This window comes from Oerskovia douganii (genome assembly GCF_015142735.1).
Classification (GTDB): Bacteria; Actinomycetota; Actinomycetes; order Actinomycetales; family Cellulomonadaceae; genus Oerskovia; species Oerskovia douganii.
The window spans coordinates 187,784-204,944 of the sequence record NZ_JACSPN010000005.1 but is presented as its reverse complement, the minus strand read 5'-3'; the positions used below and the strand labels follow the sequence as shown (position 1 = coordinate 204,944).

Annotated in this window: 14 protein-coding genes and 1 pseudogene; 8 read left to right on the top strand and 7 right to left on the bottom strand. The window is 72.6% G+C overall.

Features of this window, described 5'->3' with window-relative positions; translation table 11 throughout:
* Window positions 1-79: 79 nt before the first annotated feature.
* The 4 genes from H9623_RS06240 to H9623_RS06225 form a co-directional block, all read right to left on the bottom strand.
* Complete coding sequence (locus H9623_RS06240; protein WP_193719181.1) at window positions 80-1,390, bottom strand: ISL3 family transposase; 1,311 nt, start codon at window positions 1,388-1,390, stop codon at window positions 80-82.
* Window positions 1,391-1,614: 224 nt separating this feature from the next.
* Complete coding sequence (locus H9623_RS19345) at window positions 1,615-2,559, bottom strand: alpha/beta hydrolase (RefSeq protein WP_321575311.1); 945 nt, start codon at window positions 2,557-2,559, stop codon at window positions 1,615-1,617.
* Between the two features lie 497 nt (window positions 2,560-3,056).
* Window positions 3,057-4,016, bottom strand: coding sequence for a zinc-binding dehydrogenase (locus H9623_RS06230; protein WP_193719179.1), 960 nt, complete (start codon window positions 4,014-4,016; stop codon window positions 3,057-3,059).
* Window positions 4,017-4,114: 98 nt separating this feature from the next.
* Complete coding sequence (locus H9623_RS06225) at window positions 4,115-4,420, bottom strand: hypothetical protein (protein ID WP_193719178.1); 306 nt, start codon at window positions 4,418-4,420, stop codon at window positions 4,115-4,117.
* A 119-nt stretch (window positions 4,421-4,539) separates the two neighbouring features.
* Between H9623_RS06225 and H9623_RS06220 the strand changes: the two genes are divergently transcribed.
* The 6 genes from H9623_RS06220 (at window position 4,540) to H9623_RS06195 (ending at window position 10,305) form a co-directional block, all read left to right on the top strand.
* Window positions 4,540-5,061 carry an RrF2 family transcriptional regulator gene (locus H9623_RS06220; protein WP_193719177.1) on the top strand — a complete coding sequence of 174 codons (522 nt, stop codon included), beginning with the start codon at window positions 4,540-4,542 and terminating at the stop codon, window positions 5,059-5,061.
* 295 nt (window positions 5,062-5,356) lie between these two features.
* Window positions 5,357-7,177 (top strand): FAD-dependent oxidoreductase, encoded by a 1,821-nt coding sequence (locus H9623_RS06215; protein WP_193719176.1) that lies wholly within the window; start codon window positions 5,357-5,359, stop codon window positions 7,175-7,177.
* Entirely contained in the window at window positions 7,174-7,647 is a 474-nt protein-coding gene (locus H9623_RS19340) for a 4Fe-4S dicluster domain-containing protein (protein WP_227748245.1), read from the top strand. Before H9623_RS06215 ends, H9623_RS19340 begins: the two co-directional genes overlap by 4 nt.
* On the top strand, window positions 7,644-8,648 hold the full coding sequence (locus H9623_RS06205) for an ABC transporter substrate-binding protein (RefSeq protein WP_193719175.1): 1,005 nt from the start codon (window positions 7,644-7,646) through the stop codon (window positions 8,646-8,648). The genes H9623_RS19340 and H9623_RS06205 overlap by 4 nt, the downstream gene beginning before the upstream one ends.
* A complete protein-coding gene (locus H9623_RS19965) occupies window positions 8,645-9,550 on the top strand; it encodes an ABC transporter permease (protein WP_321575310.1) in 906 nt (301 codons plus the stop codon). Before H9623_RS06205 ends, H9623_RS19965 begins: the two co-directional genes overlap by 4 nt.
* Window positions 9,547-10,305 (top strand): ABC transporter ATP-binding protein, encoded by a 759-nt coding sequence (locus tag H9623_RS06195; RefSeq protein WP_193719174.1) that lies wholly within the window; start codon window positions 9,547-9,549, stop codon window positions 10,303-10,305. The genes H9623_RS19965 and H9623_RS06195 overlap by 4 nt, the downstream gene beginning before the upstream one ends.
* A 7-nt stretch (window positions 10,306-10,312) precedes the next feature.
* On the opposite strand, the gene H9623_RS06190 is transcribed toward H9623_RS06195, so the two are convergent.
* Together H9623_RS06190 and H9623_RS06185 are read right to left on the bottom strand one after the other, a co-directional pair.
* Complete coding sequence (locus H9623_RS06190; RefSeq protein ID WP_193719173.1) at window positions 10,313-11,287, bottom strand: carbohydrate kinase family protein; 975 nt, start codon at window positions 11,285-11,287, stop codon at window positions 10,313-10,315.
* A gap of 659 nt (window positions 11,288-11,946) precedes the next feature.
* Window positions 11,947-14,430 (bottom strand): annotated as a pseudogene (locus H9623_RS06185) (carbohydrate binding domain-containing protein); the annotation flags it as partial.
* Window positions 14,431-14,626: 196 nt separating this feature from the next.
* Here H9623_RS06185 and H9623_RS06180 point away from each other — a divergent pair.
* Entirely contained in the window at window positions 14,627-14,767 is a 141-nt protein-coding gene (locus H9623_RS06180; protein ID WP_193719172.1) for a hypothetical protein, read from the top strand.
* Between the two features lie 41 nt (window positions 14,768-14,808).
* Here the strand turns inward: H9623_RS06180 and H9623_RS06175 are convergent, their stop codons facing one another.
* Window positions 14,809-15,852, bottom strand: coding sequence for a 5'-3' exonuclease (locus H9623_RS06175; protein WP_193719171.1), 1,044 nt, complete (start codon window positions 15,850-15,852; stop codon window positions 14,809-14,811).
* 205 nt (window positions 15,853-16,057) lie between these two features.
* Here H9623_RS06175 and H9623_RS06170 point away from each other — a divergent pair, with 205 nt between their 5' ends.
* Window positions 16,058-17,113: a 2,3-butanediol dehydrogenase gene (locus tag H9623_RS06170; RefSeq protein WP_193719170.1), complete on the top strand. Its 1,056-nt coding sequence runs from the start codon at window positions 16,058-16,060 to the stop codon at window positions 17,111-17,113.
* Window positions 17,114-17,161: the final 48 nt, after the last annotated feature.

Here is a 17,161-nt window from a genome sequence, read left to right as displayed (position 1 = left end):
AGACGGGGTGGGAGAGTAGGTCGCCGCCGGACAACCATTCACCAAAGGCCCACCCCTCACGGGGTGGGCCTTTGGCGGCTCATCCGATTTGAGGGTGTAGTCGGGGTCTGAAGCCGCCGGCCTCGAGGAGGCTGCGGGAGATGTAGTTGGTGAGGTTGCGAAAGCCCAGGGCGGAGCCGCGCAGGTGTTCGAGGCGGCCGTTGATCGCCTCCGTGGGCCCGTTGCTCGTGCCGGGGCGGTCGAAGTAGGCCAGCACGTCGGCCGCGCGCTTCTTCAAGGTCCGCCCGAGCGTGATGACCTCTGTCAGGGCGGCTGGGACGCCCGAGCTGATGGAGTCGATCAGGGCCTGCATCAGGATGCGGCCCTTGACCCGGTCGGGTTCGCGGTAGGCGGCGATCATCCGCTGGTAGATGCCCCAGGTCGCCTCGACCTGGACGTGCTCGTCACCGGCGAACAGGTCGTTGATCCGGGAGCGCTGCCTGTCGGTCAGGAGCCCGGCCCCGGTGTGAAGGGTCCGCCGGGCCCGGTAGAGCGGATCGTCGGCGCGGCCGCGGTGACCGTGAAGGTCCTGCTGAACCCGGCGGCGGCAACGATCCAGCGCGTCACCGCTCAACCGGACGACGTGGAAGGGATCCATGACCGCGGTCGCGGTCGGGAGCTCCTCAGCCGCGGCGGTCTTGAACCCCGTGAACCCGTCCATCGCGACGACCTCGACCCCGTCCCGCCACTGGGCGGGGCGGCCGGCGAGCCAGGTCTTGAACACCTGCTTGGAGCGGCCCTCGACCATGTCCAACAGCCGCGAGGTCCCGGTCCCGTCACGGATCGGGGTGAGGTCGATGATGACGGTCACGTACTTGTCCCCGCGCCGGGTGTGACGCCAGACGTGTTCATCCACGCCGAGCACGGCGACGCCGTCGAACCGGGTGGGGTCATCGATCAGCACGCGTCTGCCTTCGGCCAGGACAGCGTCGTTGGCGGTGTCCCACGCGACCCCGAGCGCCGTCGCGATCCTGGTGATCGTGAGGTGACCGACCACGAGTGCTTCCAGCGCCCACCGCAGTCCTCGCCGCGACAACCGAGCACGAGGCTCAGCCGCGGCGGTGAGGTCCTCGCGCCAGACCCGAGCGCAGCCGGTGCACTTGTAGCGGCGCAGCCGCACCACCAGCAGGGTGGGGCGCCACCCGAACGGCTCATGCGCGAGCTCCCGCACGACCGTGTCGCGGACCAGGCCGGCGCAGCCGCACTCCTGGCACCACGGTTCCGGCACGGCGACCCGGCACTCCAGGATCGCCCGGTCGGGTCTCAGACACTGCCCGGTCACCACGAGACCGAGCTCGTCCAACCGAGCGAACGTCGTCAGATCAGGAGGCGTGAAGGTAGCGTCAACCATGTCGAGGTCTTCCCGGATGGGCAGTGTGAGAACTTCCATCCTCAGGGAGACCTCGACCCCTACCCCCGCAACGCCACGCGAACCCGACCTACACCCTCAACTGGGAAGAGCCCCTTTGGCATACCCCCAACACCCCACAGCCCCAGGGGGGGCGGGGTCTTGGACCTGTCCGGAGCGTGCGGGTGCGTCAGCCGGCGCATTGGGACGGGGACACCCCGAATCGCTCAGCTCCAGCCGTATCCCGCGAGCCACCGTGTGATCTCGGCGTAGTACCGCGCGCGCGGTGCCGGTCGCGACAAGGTCAGGTCGTGGATCCCTCCGGGGATGCGGGCGATCGTGACCACGGGTCCCAGGTGCGGTGCGCGCCGGGCGAGGAGCTCGACGTCGAGCACGATGTCCGCCTGGCGCATGTCTTCGCTCCAGCGCGGACTGATGATGGTCCGGTCGGACGTCAGGACGATGATCGGGCACGCGACGGAGAGCCCTGCTGCGACCGTCGCGTGGCCCTCGATGATCCCGCGCAGCCAGCCGGCCCGCACCGCGAACGACGGCACCGGTCGCCAGGCGGGGTTGAACTCCCAGCCACCGCTCTCGAGGTCACGCAGGGTGCGCGCGTAGTAGCCCGCGTCGATGTTCGGCAGGGGAGCCTTGGGCTGGAACCGTGCGAGCTGACGGATCGCGGGGGTCGACACGGTCCGGACGGTCGACGACCCCTGCAGCTCCAACCACGGGCTGTTCAGGACGAGCCCCCGCAGTCGGCCTGGGTTCCTGTTCGCCCAGAGGACGCCGGTGAGGCCACCCGTCGAGTGCCCGTTCAGCATGACCGCTGCGTGCGTCCCCAGCTCGGTGTGGATGACGGCGAGCGCGGTCTCGAGGTCCTCGTCGTACTCGTGGAGGTGCTCCATGTACCCGGGGGTCTGGTGCGGTCGGAGGCTGCGCCCGTACTTGCGCAGGTCGAGCGCGAAGAATGCCGCGCCCTGGGAGTGCCAGTACTCGGCGAGCTCGGTCTGGAAGAAGTAGTCGCTCCAGCCGTGGACGTACAACACCGCGCGCACCGGTCGGACGGCCTCGTCGGTCGGTGGGTCGTAGCGGACGAGGGTCGCGACGACGTCGCCCTCGTCGTCGGGGGTGAGGGTGAGGGTCAGGCGCCGGTAGTCCGGGCCGAGCACGTCCTCCTCCCACCGCCCGCGCTGCGGACGCGGTCGCGGTGTCGAGGGCGTGCGGGGGCGGGCAGGGGAGGACGGCGCGTCCACGGACAGGGGCGAGCGCAACGACGCGAGCGTCAGGGTCCGGGGCGATGCACCCCGGGCGCGACGTCGTGCACCGGCGACCCGGGCCGAGCCCGTCCACTCGTGCGACCCTGCGGACCCGGCGGGGCGCGGGTCGTCACCCCGGGGCCCGGCCGGGGACGGCCGCCTGGCGACGACATCAGCTCGAGGCTCGACGGCGTCGTCCCGGTCACCACCGCGGTTCGGGTCACCACCGCGGTTCGCGTCGCCACGGTCAGTCCCACCACCGCGGTTCGCGTCGCCACCGGCATCGGGGCCGGCAGCAGCGGCGTCGCGGCCGGCAGCACCGGCCTCCGGCCCGGAGCCGCCCTCACGTCCGGCTGCGGTGCGCGGGGTCCGCGCGGGACTGCCCCGGACCGACCGGTCCTCGCCGTCGCTCATGTCGTGAGCACGATCTTCCCGTACTGCTCCCCGGCGTCGAGCCGTGCGAGGCCGGCCGCGGCCTGGGCCAGGGGAAGGACCTCGTCGACGGTCGGGCGGACGTCGGTCCGGGCGAGGAACCGCAGCAGGGCCGCGAGGTCCTCGCGCGACCCCATGGTGACGCCCTGCACGGTGATCTCCTGGAAGAAGATCCGGGAGAGCTCGGCGGGGCTCGCGTCTCCCGAGGTCGCCCCGGCGACGACCACGGTCCCGCCGGGCCGGACCGACCTCATCGAGTGCGACCAGGTCGCCTGCCCGACGGTCTCGATCACGGCGTCGACCCGTGCGGGCAGGCGGGCGCCGGGCTCGAGCACCGCGGACGCCCCCTGCTGCAGGGCTCGCGCCCGCTTGGCCGAGGACCGCGAGGTCACGAACACCTCGACACCGGCCGCGCTCGCGAGGCGCGTCGCCGCGCTCGCGACCCCGCCGCCCGCTCCTTGCACGAGCACGCGGTCGCCCGGGGCGAGCCGCGCGACGGTGAAGAGCATGCGGTAGGCGGTGAGCCACGCCGTCGGGAGGCAGGCCGCCTCCACGAAGGTGAGCTCCGGCGGCTTGGGGACCAGGTTCTTGGTGGGGACGACGACCTGCTCGGCGAGCGTCCCCTGGTACTTCTCCGAGAGGAGCGTCCGGGACTCGGCCGGGCCCACGCCGTGCCCGTCGGCGCCGATCACGCCGTGGACGACGACCTCGGTCCCGTCGGGGGCGACGCCCGCGGCGTCGGTGCCGAGGATCATGGGGAGCTGCTCGGCACGGAGCCCGACGCCGCGCAGCGACCACAGGTCGTGGTGGTTGAGGCTCGCGGCCCGGACGTCCACGACGGACCAGTTCTCCCGGGGTTCGGGAGCGGGTCGCTCTCCGACGGTCAGTCCTGCGAGCGGGTCCTGCTGGTCGAAGTGCGTCACGTAGGCGGCAAGCATGTGTCCAACCTACGGTCTCCCCGCGCGGATCGCGTCCGAGCCCGGGCCGGTGCTGCACGCCGTCCGCGTCGTGAGAAGGAGCGGGGCGCCGGTGCAGGTCAGCGGTGGATGCCGCCCGGCACGGGGTGCCACCTCGGGCCGTAGCGTCGGGTGAACACCGCGCCGCCGACCTCGACGAGCGCGCCGGCGGCGGCACGGACGGCGCGCGCGATCTCGGCGGCCCGGTCGTCGTCATCGGCGAGGTAGCGCACGGTGACGCGGGCCTCGCCGCGCACGATCCCCAGGTCGTAGGCCTCGACCTCCGTCACCTCGCGCGCTGCGGCCGCGGCCGCGGGCAGCACGGCTTCCGGGGACGCGCCGGGGCGCAGCATCCCGACGACGAGGCTCACCCGGTAGGAGGTCACCGCTGCACCCTGCCACACCTCGGGCGCCCGGGCCGAACCCCGGGCCGGGCCCGGCGCCGTGACCCTCTTCACCCGACATACCTGCACGCCCGGAAACATCGCGTCGGCATACTGTGCCCATGCGCATCACCGCCAAGATCGACTACGCCGTCCGCGCGTGCGTGGAGCTCGCCGTCGCCCGCGACGAGGGGTTCGTGACGGCTGAGCGCGTCGGCAGGGCGCAGGGCATCCCGGGGTCCTTCCTCCTGGGCATCCTCAACCAGCTGCGGCGGTCGGGCCTGGTCGAGAGCCGCCGGGGCGCCGACGGGGGCTTCCGTCTGGCGGCGGACCCGTCGCGGATCGCGGTCGCGGACGTGATCCGTGCGATCGACGGTCCGCTCGCGAACGTCGCGGGGGTCCAGCCGGAGGACACGTCGTACGCGCCGTCCGCGGCGGCGCTCCGGCAGACGTGGGTCGCGCTGCGGGTCGCGATGCGTTCGGTCCTGGAGCACGTCACGATCGCGGACATCGCGTCGGGCGCGCTGCCCGACGACGTCGCACACCTCGTGGGGGACTCGGAGGCGTGGGTCACGCGCCCGTTCGGCGACGAGGTCGAGCTGCGGGGCGGAGCGGCCGGCCCGGGTGGCACCGCGGACCTCTGAGGGGCCCGGCCGCGCTCGACGGGCCGGGGTCGTCGCGTGCGTCGACCTGCGTGCGTTAACACTGCGCAACCTTGTCTCAGCCACCAGCCCAATCTGGACCGTTTCGGTCCAGTTCAACTAGCGTCACTCCCATGCACACCGAGCCGACGCACCGCGCGCACCACCTGGTGCGCGCCACCGCGCCGGGCTGTCGCTGTCGTCCCGTCTGACCGGACGAACCAGCCCCCCTGCGCCGGCCCTTCCGGCGCGCCTGTGCACCCGCGACCAGGTCGCGGCCCCCCGAAAGCGACCCCTCATGGCTGTGCCCACGCCCCCCTCCGTCCCCGGAGCGCCGCGCCGCGTCCCGCCTCGCGCCCCGCAGCGCGCACCACGTCCTACGCTCGTCGAGGACTCGGCCGACCACCTCCTGCTGCACGCCGACGTCCTCGTGATCGGCGGCGGACCGGCCGCGACGTGGTCCGCGATCACCGCGACCGAGCAGGGCGCGAGCGTCGTCCTGGTCGACAAGGGCTACTGCGGCACGAGCGGCGTCGCGGCGACGGCGGGCGTCGGGCACTGGCTCGTCCCGCCGGACGCGGACCGCCGCGACGAGGAGATCACGCCGCGCGAGGAGCAGGGCGGCTACCTCACCGACCGCGACTGGACCAACGACGTGCTCGACGAGGCCTGGTACCGCACCGCGCTCATCGAGGAGTGGGGGTACGAGCGCACGCGTCGCTCGCGCCCGGCAGCAGGCGGAGCCCGCACCGCCCCAGCCCCGAACCCCTTCGCGCGCCGCCCCGGCGAGCGGTCGTTCTCGGGCTCGTCCCCCGACTACCTGCGCTTCCTGCGCGGCAAGGTCAAGAAGAACGGGGTCACGGTCCTCGACCACAGCCCCGCGCTCGAGCTCCTGGTCGACGGCGCGGGCGTCGTCTCGGGCGCCCAGGGCTACCAGCGCCAGACGGGGCGTGCCTGGCGCGTGGCGAGCGGCGCCGTCGTGCTCGCGACGGGCGGCACCACCTGGAAGTCCCACTCCCTGGGCGGCGACGTCAACACGGGCGAGGGTCACCTGATGGCCGCCGAGGTGGGCGCGCACCTGTCGAGCATGGAGTTCTCCAACTTCTACGGCATGGTCCCGTTCGGCACCTCGATGGACAAGAACGGCTTCTTCGTCACCGCGTCCTACTGGGACCACCAGGGCGTGCCCATCGCGTACGAGAACCTGCACAAGAGCCGCGCCGAGCTCCTGGCGGCCTCGCTGCGCGGCACGATCACGGCCCAGTTCACGCAGTTCGGACCGGAGGTCCGCCCGACCCTGCGCGCCGCCATGCCCAACTTCTTCATGGTCACGGACAAGCTGGGCGTCGACCCGTTCACCGAGCGCTTCCCCATGGACTGGGTCCAGGAGGGCACGGTGCGCGGCACGGGCGGCGTCCACGTCCTGGACCGCGACGCGTGGACCGGCGTCCCGGGTCTGTTCGCGGCGGGCGACGTCGCGGCGCGCGACCGCGTGGTCGGTGCCGCGACCGGCGCGGGCGGCCCCAACCTCGCGTGGGCCGTGGCGACGGGCACGTGGTCGGGCCGTGCGGCCGCCGCTCTCGCAGCGGACCGCGGCCCGTCCTCTCGCGGGCTGCGCCTCGAGCCCACGGGCACGGTGGGTCTGCGGCCCGACGACGCCGCGCACCCCCCACGGTCGGCCCCGGCCGGGGAGGGCTCGTGGCGCGAGATCACGGCGGCGGTCCGCGACGAGATGCTGCCCATCGACAAGTCGGTCTTCCGCCACCACCAGGGCCTCGTGCGCTCGCTCGACACGCTCGACGACCTGTGGGACCGCGCGGGCACCGAGCTGGTGCCGGCCGCGGTGCGCGGCGCCGAGGCGATCCGCACGCGCGAGACGGCGGGCATGCTCGCGATGGCCCGCTGGGCGAACCGCACGGCGCTGCACCGCACCGAGACCCGCGGCATGCACACGCGCACCGACTTCCCCGACGCCGACCCGCAGCAGGCCCGGCGCCTGCTCACGGGCGGGTTGCGCGACCTGTGGGTGGTCCCGGACCCGGAGCCACCCGTGACCGGCGACGCCGGGGCGCCGTACGCCGCTCCCACCCCACCGACCCGAGCCGAGGAGGCGTCGTGATCGAGATCCTCAACGCCGCACGCTGCACGTCGTGCGACATCTGCGTGCGGATCTGCCCGACCAACGTCTTCGAGGCCGTCGACGGCGGGGTGCCCACCATCGCGCGGCACTCGGACTGCCAGACCTGCTTCCAGTGCGAGGCGTACTGCCCCGAGGACGCGATCTTCGTGTCCCCGTCGCGTACCCCCGAACCGGCCGGCTCACCGTTCCTCGACGAGGCCGACCTGCTCGACCGCGACCTCCTGGGCCTCTACCGGGACCGGGTCGGGTGGCGTCGCGCACCGCGAGGGCAGCGCAGCGACCAGGGCACCGGGGCGGCCGGCGCCTCGACCGTCCCGCAGGCGGGCGCGACTGCCGCCGCGGTCCTGTCCTCCGACGTCGACTACCACCGCGCGGCAGCGCTCGCCCCGACCACGACCACCGACCACCCCGACAGCACCACGACCCACCTCCAAGGAGCCCCCTCATGAGCCGGAACCGCACCCTCGCCGCCCTGGCGTCCGTCGCCCTCGTCGCCGTGCTCGCGGCCTGCTCCACGTCGGAGGCCGCAGCGCCCTCGGGCGACGGGTCGGCCGCCGCCGAGCTCGCGCCCCTCACGACGGGCGGGCCCTGGAACGGCGTCGCGGGCAAGACGCCCGTCGCGACCGGGCCGTTCGGGTACGCGGTCGAGACCGGGATCGCCGACGAGATCCTCGCCGACCACGGGTTCGAGTACGAGGGCTTCGTCGGGTTCAACAACGGGCCGCCCGTGGTCCAGGCCCTCCAGACGGGCGACATCCAGGTCGGCTTCATCGGCGACACGCCCGCGACCCAGACCAGGGCGAGCGGCCTCGACGTCCCGGCGCTCGTGATCGCCAAGCCCTCCTCCGACATCTGGTTCCTCACCAGGACCGGCGGCGTCACGACGATCGACCAGCTCGCGGGCAAGAAGGTCGGGCTCCAGTTCGGCTCCAACTTCGACAAGTACGGCCGCGCGGTCCTCGAGCGCGCGGGGGTCCTCGACGACGTCGAGCTCGTCAACCTCCTGTTCGCCGACGCCCTGCCCGCGCTCCAGCGCGGCGACATCGACGCGGTCCCGGTCCCGGCGACCACGGCCGGGATCTGGCGCCTCCAGAACGACTTCCCGGTCCTGTCCAAGGCCAGCGAGGACGACCCCGACCTGCTCGCGACGAGCGTCTCCCTCACCTCGCGCGAGACCTACGAGGCGAACCCCGAGCTCGCCGCCGCGGTCTGGGAGGTCACCGAGGCAGGCGTCGCCAAGATCGAGGCCGACCACGACGCCTACGCCCAGTGGGTCTTCGAGGCGACCGGCTCGCCCGTCGAGGTCGTCAAGGAGGCCGAGCTCTGGCAGTACGGCACGCAGGCGATCGACCCGGACGGGCTCAAGACCGTGCAGTCCACGCTCGACTTCCTCGTCGGCTCCGGCGCCGCCCCGAAGGCCTTCGACGTCAGCACGTGGGGCGTCGAGTGACCGCCGGCACGACGACGTCGCGCGCCCTCGCGGAGGCGTCCCCGGTGGGTGCAGCGGCAGCCGCCGGGACGGTGCCGACCACCGTCCCGGGCGCGGACGGGCCGCGGGCGGGCGCGACGGCGTCGGGCAGGAAGAAGCGGTCACCGCGCGACGTCCTGCTGCGCGCCTCGGTGCCCACCGCGATCCTCGCGCTCTGGTTCCTGGGCTCGGCCCAGGGCTGGATCGACGAGAAGCAGTTCCCCGCCCCCTGGCAGGTGGGTTCGGCGTTCGTCGAGCTCGTCAGCACGGGCGTGCTCTGGGAGAACCTGTCGGTCTCGCTCGGACGCGTGGCCGTGGGCTTCGCGGTCGGTGGGCTGCTCGGGCTCACGCTCGGCGTCGTCGCCGGGCTGTTCCGCCTGGGCGACCAGCTCCTCGACCCCACGCTCCAGATGCTGCGCACCATCCCGTTCCTCGCGATCGCGCCGCTGCTCATCCTCTGGTTCGGGATCGACGAACGGCCCAAGATCATCATCATCGCGGCCGCCGCGCTGTTCCCGCTCTACCTCAACACCCACAGCGGCGTGCGGAACGTCGACCGCAAGATCCTGGAGGCTGGCAAGGTGTTCGGGCTGCGCGGGCTGGGGCTCGTGCGGCACGTGATCCTGCCCGAGGCCATCCCGTCGGTCCTCGTGGGGCTGCGCGTCTCGCTGTCGGTGTCGCTGCTCGCGCTCATCGTCGCGGAGATGTCCAACGCGCCGCGCGGCATCGGGTTCCTCATGGTCTCCGCGCAGCAGTACTTCCAGATGGACGTCCTCGTCGTGTGCGTCCTGATCTACGCGGTGTGGGGGCTGTCGGTCGACCTCGTCGTGCGCGGTCTCGAACGCGTCCTGCTGCCCTACAAGCGACTCGGGAGAAAGTCATGAGCGTACCGACCGTGCCGGACCTCGCCGCGCCGACCGCGCCGACCGCGCCGACCGTGCAGGTCCGGGGCGTCGGGAAGTCGTACGGCGACCGGACCATCCTGGAGAACTTCTCCCTGACCTTGCGACCCGGTGAGTTCGTCGCGCTGCTCGGGGCCAGCGGGAGCGGCAAGACGACGCTGCTGCGCATCCTCGCGGGACTCGAGGAGCACGAGTCCGGGACCGTCGAGGCCCCGGCCGAGCGCACCGTCGTGTTCCAGGAGCCCCGGCTCGTGGCGTCCAAGCGCGTCGGGTCCAACGTGATCCTCGGGCAGCGGTCCACGCGCGACCGGCGCGCCGCAGCCTCGGCGGCGCTCGCCGAGGTGGGCCTCGGCGGGCGCGAGGCCGCGTGGCCCACGACGCTGTCCGGGGGAGAGGCGCAGCGGGTGGCGCTCGCCCGGGCGCTCGTGCGCAACCCCCGGCTGCTGCTGCTCGACGAGCCGTTCGCGGCGCTCGACGCCCTGACCCGCATCAAGATGCAGGCGCTCGTGGCCGAGCTGTGCCACGAGCACCAGCCCGCCGTGCTGCTCGTGACGCACGACGTCGACGAGGCGATCCTGCTCGCCGACCGCGTGGCGGTGCTCCAGGACGGGAAGGTCGGGGTCGAGCTCGAGGTGCCGTTCGAGAGGCCCCGGCGACGCGGCGTGCCCGGCTTCGGGGACTTCCGGCGGCGGCTGCTGCTCGAGCTGGGGGTCGAGGAGGCGATCGGGGCGGCGTGACCCCGCCTCAGCGGGCTGCGAGCTCGTCCCGCCGGGGCGGGTTCGCGCCCGCACGAGAGACCGTGACCGCGGCCGCGGCCACGCACCGTTCGAGGACCGCGGTCAGCGTCGGCAGATCGATCGCCCGCAGCGCCTCGCGCCGGTCGGCCCCCAGGAGGTCCCGTTCCCAGAGCCCGTCGATCAGAGCGCCCATGAAGGTGTCACCGGCCCCCACCGTGTCCACGACCTCGACCCGGGGCGCGGCCACGCGCACCTCGCCCGCGGCGCACACCGCCACCGCGCCCTCGCCGCCGAACGTCACGACCACGACCGCCGGGCCCCGGTCGTCCTGGGACGGCCCGGCACCGGAGGGCCCCGCTCCGGACCGCCCGGCCCACCGGCGGGCGACCTCGACCGGGTCCAGGCCCGGGTACAGCCACTCGACGTCCTCGTCGCTGACCTTGACGACGTCGGCGGACGCGACGAGCGGCTCGATCCGCGACAGCGCGGCCTCCGGCGTGCCCATGAGGCTGGGGCGGGCGTTCGGGTCGTACGTGACGGTCGCCCGCTCGCGCGCGGCGAGGATCAGGTCGTGGACCTTGCTCGCACCCGGTTCGAGGACGGCCGCGATCGAGCCCGTGTGGACGGCGAGCGTCCCGTCGGACGCCGCGGTGCCGGGGGCCAGGTCCCACGTGATCGCGAAGTCGTACGTCGCGGCCCCCGACCCGTCGAGGACCGCTCGGGCCACGCTCGTGGCGGTGGCGCCGTCGGACCCCGGGGTGAGGGTCACCGCCGAGTCGGCGAGCCACGCGCGGACCCGCTCGCCACGCTCGTCGCGCCCGACGTGTGTCGCCAGCCGTGCCTCGCGCCCGAGGCGCCCGAGCGTGAGGGCGACGTTCGCGGGGCTGCCGCCGGGGTGCTCGTCGCTCGTGCCGTCGGCACGAGCGACCTGGTCGACGAGCGCCTCTCCGACGACGAGGACGTGCGGGGCGGGGTGCGGCATCGGGACTCCTGGGCGGGGAGGGGTCGGTGGTCTGACGGTCCGATGAACGATCCTGCACCGTTGACAGCGGTGTCAACCGCTCGCCCGGCGGCGCCCGCGCCGGGTCGGGCGGGGGCCGCCGGGCGACGGCCCCCGCCCCACCGCCGCGACTTCAGGTACGGACCCGCCTCACCGACCTTGCCCGGTGCCGGGTTGCCCGGCAGCTCGAGCACGTAGGCGCGCATGTTGCCCTTGCCGCTGACCGGCACCGCGAGCGAGCCGCCCGTGACGACCTTGCGGTCCCCCGTCACGGCGTCCACGTAGGTGCCGTTCGGGATGCCGGCGAACGTCGCCGAACCGCTCACCGCGACCAGGACGAACGAGTCCACGGAACCCTCGGTGAACCGCTTCTTGTACGCGATCCCCCCGGAGACGCCCTCGGTCGAGTACTGCCCCTTCTGGAGCGCCGGGACCGCGCGACGGATCTGGTTGAGGCGCTGGACGTGCTTGACCAACGGCTGCCGGAGCGTCGTCGCGACCGCCCCCGTGGCCGACGAGACGACCCCGAAGTCGCTCGCCACGACCGTCCCCGCCAGGTGGTCGCCGTAGTAGGCGCGCCCGGTCGTCGCGAGCGGGCACGTCGGGCCGCAGTCGATCTTCTGGCCCGCCTGGAACTCGATCTCCGAGCCGTAGTAGAGGGTCGGGATGCCGCGGAACGTCCACATGAGGCTCATGTTCTCGGCCCATGCGTCGGTGCCTCCGGCGAACCGGGTCTGGGACTTCCCGGGCCCGTAGTCGTGGCTGTCCACGTAGACCGCGTTGAACGTCGCGTCGTTCGTGACGTCGTCGGAGTCCTTGCCGGACCAGAAGGCGTTCGAGGCGTCGTCGAAGTTCATGTGCATGCGCATGTCGATGATGTTCATGCCCGACGCCTTGGAGCGGTCGGGCGCGTGGTACGTGTTCCCGACCAGGGTCGCGTTGGTGCTCGTCGGTTGGTTCGCCGGCCCCATGAGGTTCTCGTACTGGAACTGCTCGGCCGCGGCGACCACGTCGTCGAGCGAGTACTCCTTGCGCTCGTCCCACGTGTAGAACGGCGCCGAGTGGTTCACGGACCCGCGGTTCCACTTGTCGTGCACGAACTGCGCGACCTCGCCGAACACGTAGAAGTCCTTGCCCTTCTCCCCGTGCGTCGCGACCGCGTGCTCCTGGATCGCGGGCAGGAAGACCCGGTTCCAGGTGACGCGGGGGATGTGGACCGCGGTGTCGACACGGAAACCGTCGACGCCCATGTCGATGTACCTGTTGTACGCGCCGATCAGGTAGTCCTGCACCTGCTCGTTCTCGGTGTTGAAGTCCGCGAGGTCCTCGTGGATCCAGCAGTCCTGGGCGTCCTTGCCCTCCCAGTTCCCGATCCAGCAGGGGTGGTAGAGGTTCGACGGGAACATGCCGGATGTCGCGTTGGGCCACTGGCAGCTGTACGTCCGGAAGCCCTCGGCCGAGTAGCCGACCGGGACCCCCCAGCTGGCACAGTTCTGGCCCGCGGGCTGCGTCGAGGACCACAGGTCACCGTTGTACGTCGAGCCGTCGGCGTCCTCCTCGAGCGGGTCGTACTCCTTGCCCGCGACGGGCTCGTCGTAGTACCAGCTCCACTGCGCGTCACGTGCGCCGTACACGGTCGGGGTGAACAGCCCTTCTGCGCCCCAGCGGGACGAGTGGTTGTACACGACGTCCTGGTAGATCTTGATGCCCTGGGCGTGCGCCGCGTCGATCAGGTCCTGGTAGCTCGCGCCCTCGGACTCCAGACGCGGGTCCACACGGTAGAAGTCCCACCCGTGGTAGCCGTGGAAGTCGTAGTCGGAGCGGTTGAGCACGACGGGCGTGATCCAGATCGCCGAGAACCCGAGGCCCTTGATGTAGTCGAGCTTGTCGACGATGCCCTCGAAGTCGCCCCGGAACATGGGGTCGTCGTTCGCGGCGTTGCCCGACTTCACGTGCATCGAGCCGCCACGGTTGTTGGTCGCGTCGCCGTCGTTGAAGCGCGCGGTCATGACGAAGTAGATCGAGTCCTCGCGGGGGTCCCCGCCGAGCGGCTCTCCCTTCGTGGCGGGGGGCGTGGTCGGCTTGACGCCGGTCGTCCTCGAGACGGTCGCGCTCGCGGCGGAGCGGTTGCCCGCCGCGTCGAACGCGGTCACGGAGTACGAGTACGCCGTGTTCTCGAGGAGGTTCGAGTCGGTGGCGGACGTGCCCGTGACGTCACGCGTCACGGTGCCCGCGCCGCCCGTGCGGGTCACGGTGTAGCCCGCGACCGCCTTGTCGTCGGTCGACGCGGTCCAGCTCGCGGTGAGGCCGATGCCCGTGCCCGTCACGGCCAGGCCCGAGGGGACCGACGGGGCCGTGGTGTCGGGGACCTCGGGGACGACGGGCGGGCACGGGTCGGTCGCGTTCGCCGTGAGCGCCCCGTTCCTCACGGTCGAGACCCCGGGTCCGTAGGTGTAGTCCTTGCCACCGTTGTTGTCCCAGGTGCCTGAGCCGTCGTTGAAGACGACCTTGCCGCCCGTGGCTGCCCCCAGGTCGATCGTGAACCGGAACCACCCGGTGCAGGCGGCCTCCATGGACTTGCCCGGTGCCGTGGTCCAGGCTGCGGTCGTGGTGCTGAAGTGGATCTTCGGGGCGGTCCACGTCGTCGAGTAGTAGAGGGTCGCCGAGCTCGTGGGGGTGCCGGTCGGCGTGGGTGTGGGCTCGGGCCCCGGGGTGGTGCTGCACGGCGAGGTCCCGGACGTGACGGCGCCGTCCTTGACGACCACGATGCCCGAGCCGACCGCGTAGTTGCGGCCGCCGTTGCTGTCCCAGGTCCCCGACCCGTCGTTGAACGTGACCTGTGCTCCGCCGGCCGTCCCGAGCGGGATGGTCCGGCTCAGCCAGCCGTCGCACGCGGGCGTCATGGCGACGCCGGGGACCGTGGTCCACGCGCCGCCCGTGGCGGCGTAGTGGACGTTGGTCGTGGCCCAGCCCGAGCGGGCCGGGTAGTAGACCGTGGCCGAGGCCTCGCTCGTGGCGCCGACGGCCGAGGTGGCCACCGAGGTGACGGCGAGCGGGCCCAGGAGCCCGAGGCCGAGGAGGAGAGCGACGGGTCGTCTCCACCGTGCGAACGTCGTTGATCGCATGATCTTCCTTCGTCAAGGGGGCGCCGCCGAGAGTCACGACGGCGTGACTTCTGCAAGGTTGCGTAGCGTTGCAACCCTTCTTGCGGGAACATACAGGACATCCCGTGGGGTGGCCAGAGGTGTGGGACCCTCGTCCCAGCGCATCGACGCGCGACAGGAGAACCCGTCGCGGGCGGCGCCGAGCAAGAGGAGTGCAGTGGACATCAAGCCGTGGCACGTCGTGAACGTCGCCATCGTGGTGGCGATCCTGGTCTTCGTGGCGATCGTCGTGCGGGCGTTCCTCGCAGGACTGCGCGGCGAGGAACGCCGTCGGCACCGGCGGGCCCCCCGAGGCTGACCCCGCCCGGCGATCCCGGCTCCGGGCCGCAGACGTCTCGCTCAGCGCACGGCCGCGAACGCCTCCAGGACCCGGTCCACGCTCGACCGCAGGCCCCAGCGCGCGGCGAGCCCGTCGAGGGCCGCAGCGTCCGCGGGCGCGGACGGGACGTCGTCGGGCACCGCGGGCAGGGGAGCGTCCCGCGCGACCTGGACCACGAGCGGCGCGACGTCCAGGTAGTCCGCGGCCTCGGTGAGGCGGCGGCGCTGCGTGGGGCTCAGGCCGGGGTCGCCCTCGTCGCGTGCGCGCAGGATGCCCGCGAGGTCGCCGTACCGGGCCAGCAGGCCCGCGGCCGTCTTCTCCCCGATGCCCGCGACCCCGGGCAGCCCGTCGCTGGGGTCGCCGCGGAGCGCGGCCATGTCGGCGTACGCCTGGCCTGACGTCACGCCGTAGCGCTCGGCGAGCCGCTCGACGTCCACGACGTCGAGCTTCTTGAGGCCGCGCGCGGTGTACAGGACGCGCACGGGCACGGTGTCGTCGACGAGCTGGAACAGGTCGCGGTCCCCGGTGACGACCTCGACGGGTCCCTCCTGCCCGACGGCGCCGCTCGCCCCGGTCGTCCCGCCCTCCTCGCGCAGGGCTCGCCGACGGACGGACTCGCGCTCGACGAGCGTGCCGATCACGTCGTCGGCCTCGTAGCCTGGGCACCCCACGCGCGCGATCCCGAGGGCCGCGAGGACGTCCACGATGATCGGGACCTGGACCGTCAGGGCCTCCGGTACCTCCTCGATGCCCGTGGTGCCGGGGACCTCGGTCGCGACGCGGTGGGCCTTGTAGGACGGGATGGCGTCGACGCGGAACGCGGGGCGCCAGTCGTCGTCCCAGCAGGCCACGACACGGGCCGGCCGGCGCTCGGTGACGAGGACCGCGATGGTGTCGAGGAATCCGCGCACGGCGTTGACGGGCGTGCCGTCGGGGGCCTTGACCGAGTCCGGGACGCCGAAGAAGGCCCGGAAGTACTGCGACGCGGAGTCGAGGAGCAGCAGCCCGCCGCTGCCGGGGAGCTGGGTGTCGCGCAGGGGTGCGGTCGTCGCCGGGTCGGTCATGGTCCCCAACGTACCGGCGGGCGCCCACGCGGGCCCGCTGATCTGACGCGACGGCGAGGGATGTGTCACATCCGATTCGGGACCTTTGGCGCCCTTCTCTCGCAGGTCACGTGCCTATGGTGGAAGTTGCCCCGGGCATCCAGGGGGGCCGTCCGGGTCCGACTGTCAGGAACTCATCGACCAACCGAGAGAGGACGTGGCGAGCATGAAGGCTGCACGTTTCCACGGACGAGAAGACATCCGCATCGAGGACGTCCCGGCCCCCGAGCTGCGGCCCGGCGCGGTCGCGATCGACATCGCGTGGTGCGGGATCTGCGGTTCCGACCTGCACGAGTACCTCGACGGCCCCATCTTCACCCCCGCGGCGGGCCACCCCCACCCCCTGTCTCACGAGGAAATCCCCGTGACGATGGGCCACGAGTTCTCCGGGACCGTGACCGCGCTCGGCGAGGGCGTCGACGACCTCACGGTCGGCGAGTCCGTCGTCGTCGAGCCCTACTTCGTGTGCGGCGAGTGCGCGCAGTGCGAGGCCGGCAACTACCACCTGTGCGTCAAGATGGGCTTCATCGGCCTGGCCGGCGGTGGCGGTGGCCTCTCCGAGAAGATCGTCGTCGACCGTCGCTGGGTCCACCCCGTGGGCGACATCCCCCTCGACCAGGCCGCGCTCATCGAGCCCCTGTCGGTCGGCCACCACGCGGTCGTGCGCTCGGGCGCACAGGCCGGCGACGTCGCCCTCGTGGGCGGCGCCGGCCCCATCGGTCTGCTCACGGCCGCGGTCCTCAAGGCGCGCGGCGTCACGGTCATCATGTCCGAGGTCTCCGAGGCCCGGAAGACCAAGGCCCGTGAGACGGGCGTCGCCGACCACGTCGTCGACCCCACGCAGGACAACCTCATCGCCCGCGTCCGCGAGATCACGGACGGCAAGGGCGTCGACGTCGCGTTCGAGTGCACGAGCGTCAACGCGGTCCTCGACCAGCTCTTCGACGCGGTCCGCCCGGCCGGCGTGATCGTCGTCGTGTCGATCTGGGGCAAGCCCGCCGCGGTCGACATGCAGAAGCTCGTCCTCAAGGAGATCGACCTGCGCGGGACCATCGCCTACGTGCGCGACCACGCCGAGACGATCAAGCTCGTCCAGGAGGGCAAGGTGGACCTCGCCCCGTTCATCACGGCGAAGATCCCGCTCGAGGACCTCGTCACCGAGGGCTTCGACACGCTGATCCACCGCAACGAGACCGCGGTCAAGATCCTCGTCCACCCCTGACGGGCCGGGTCCTTCTCGCGTGGGTGCGGAGCAGCTGTGGCCCCGAGG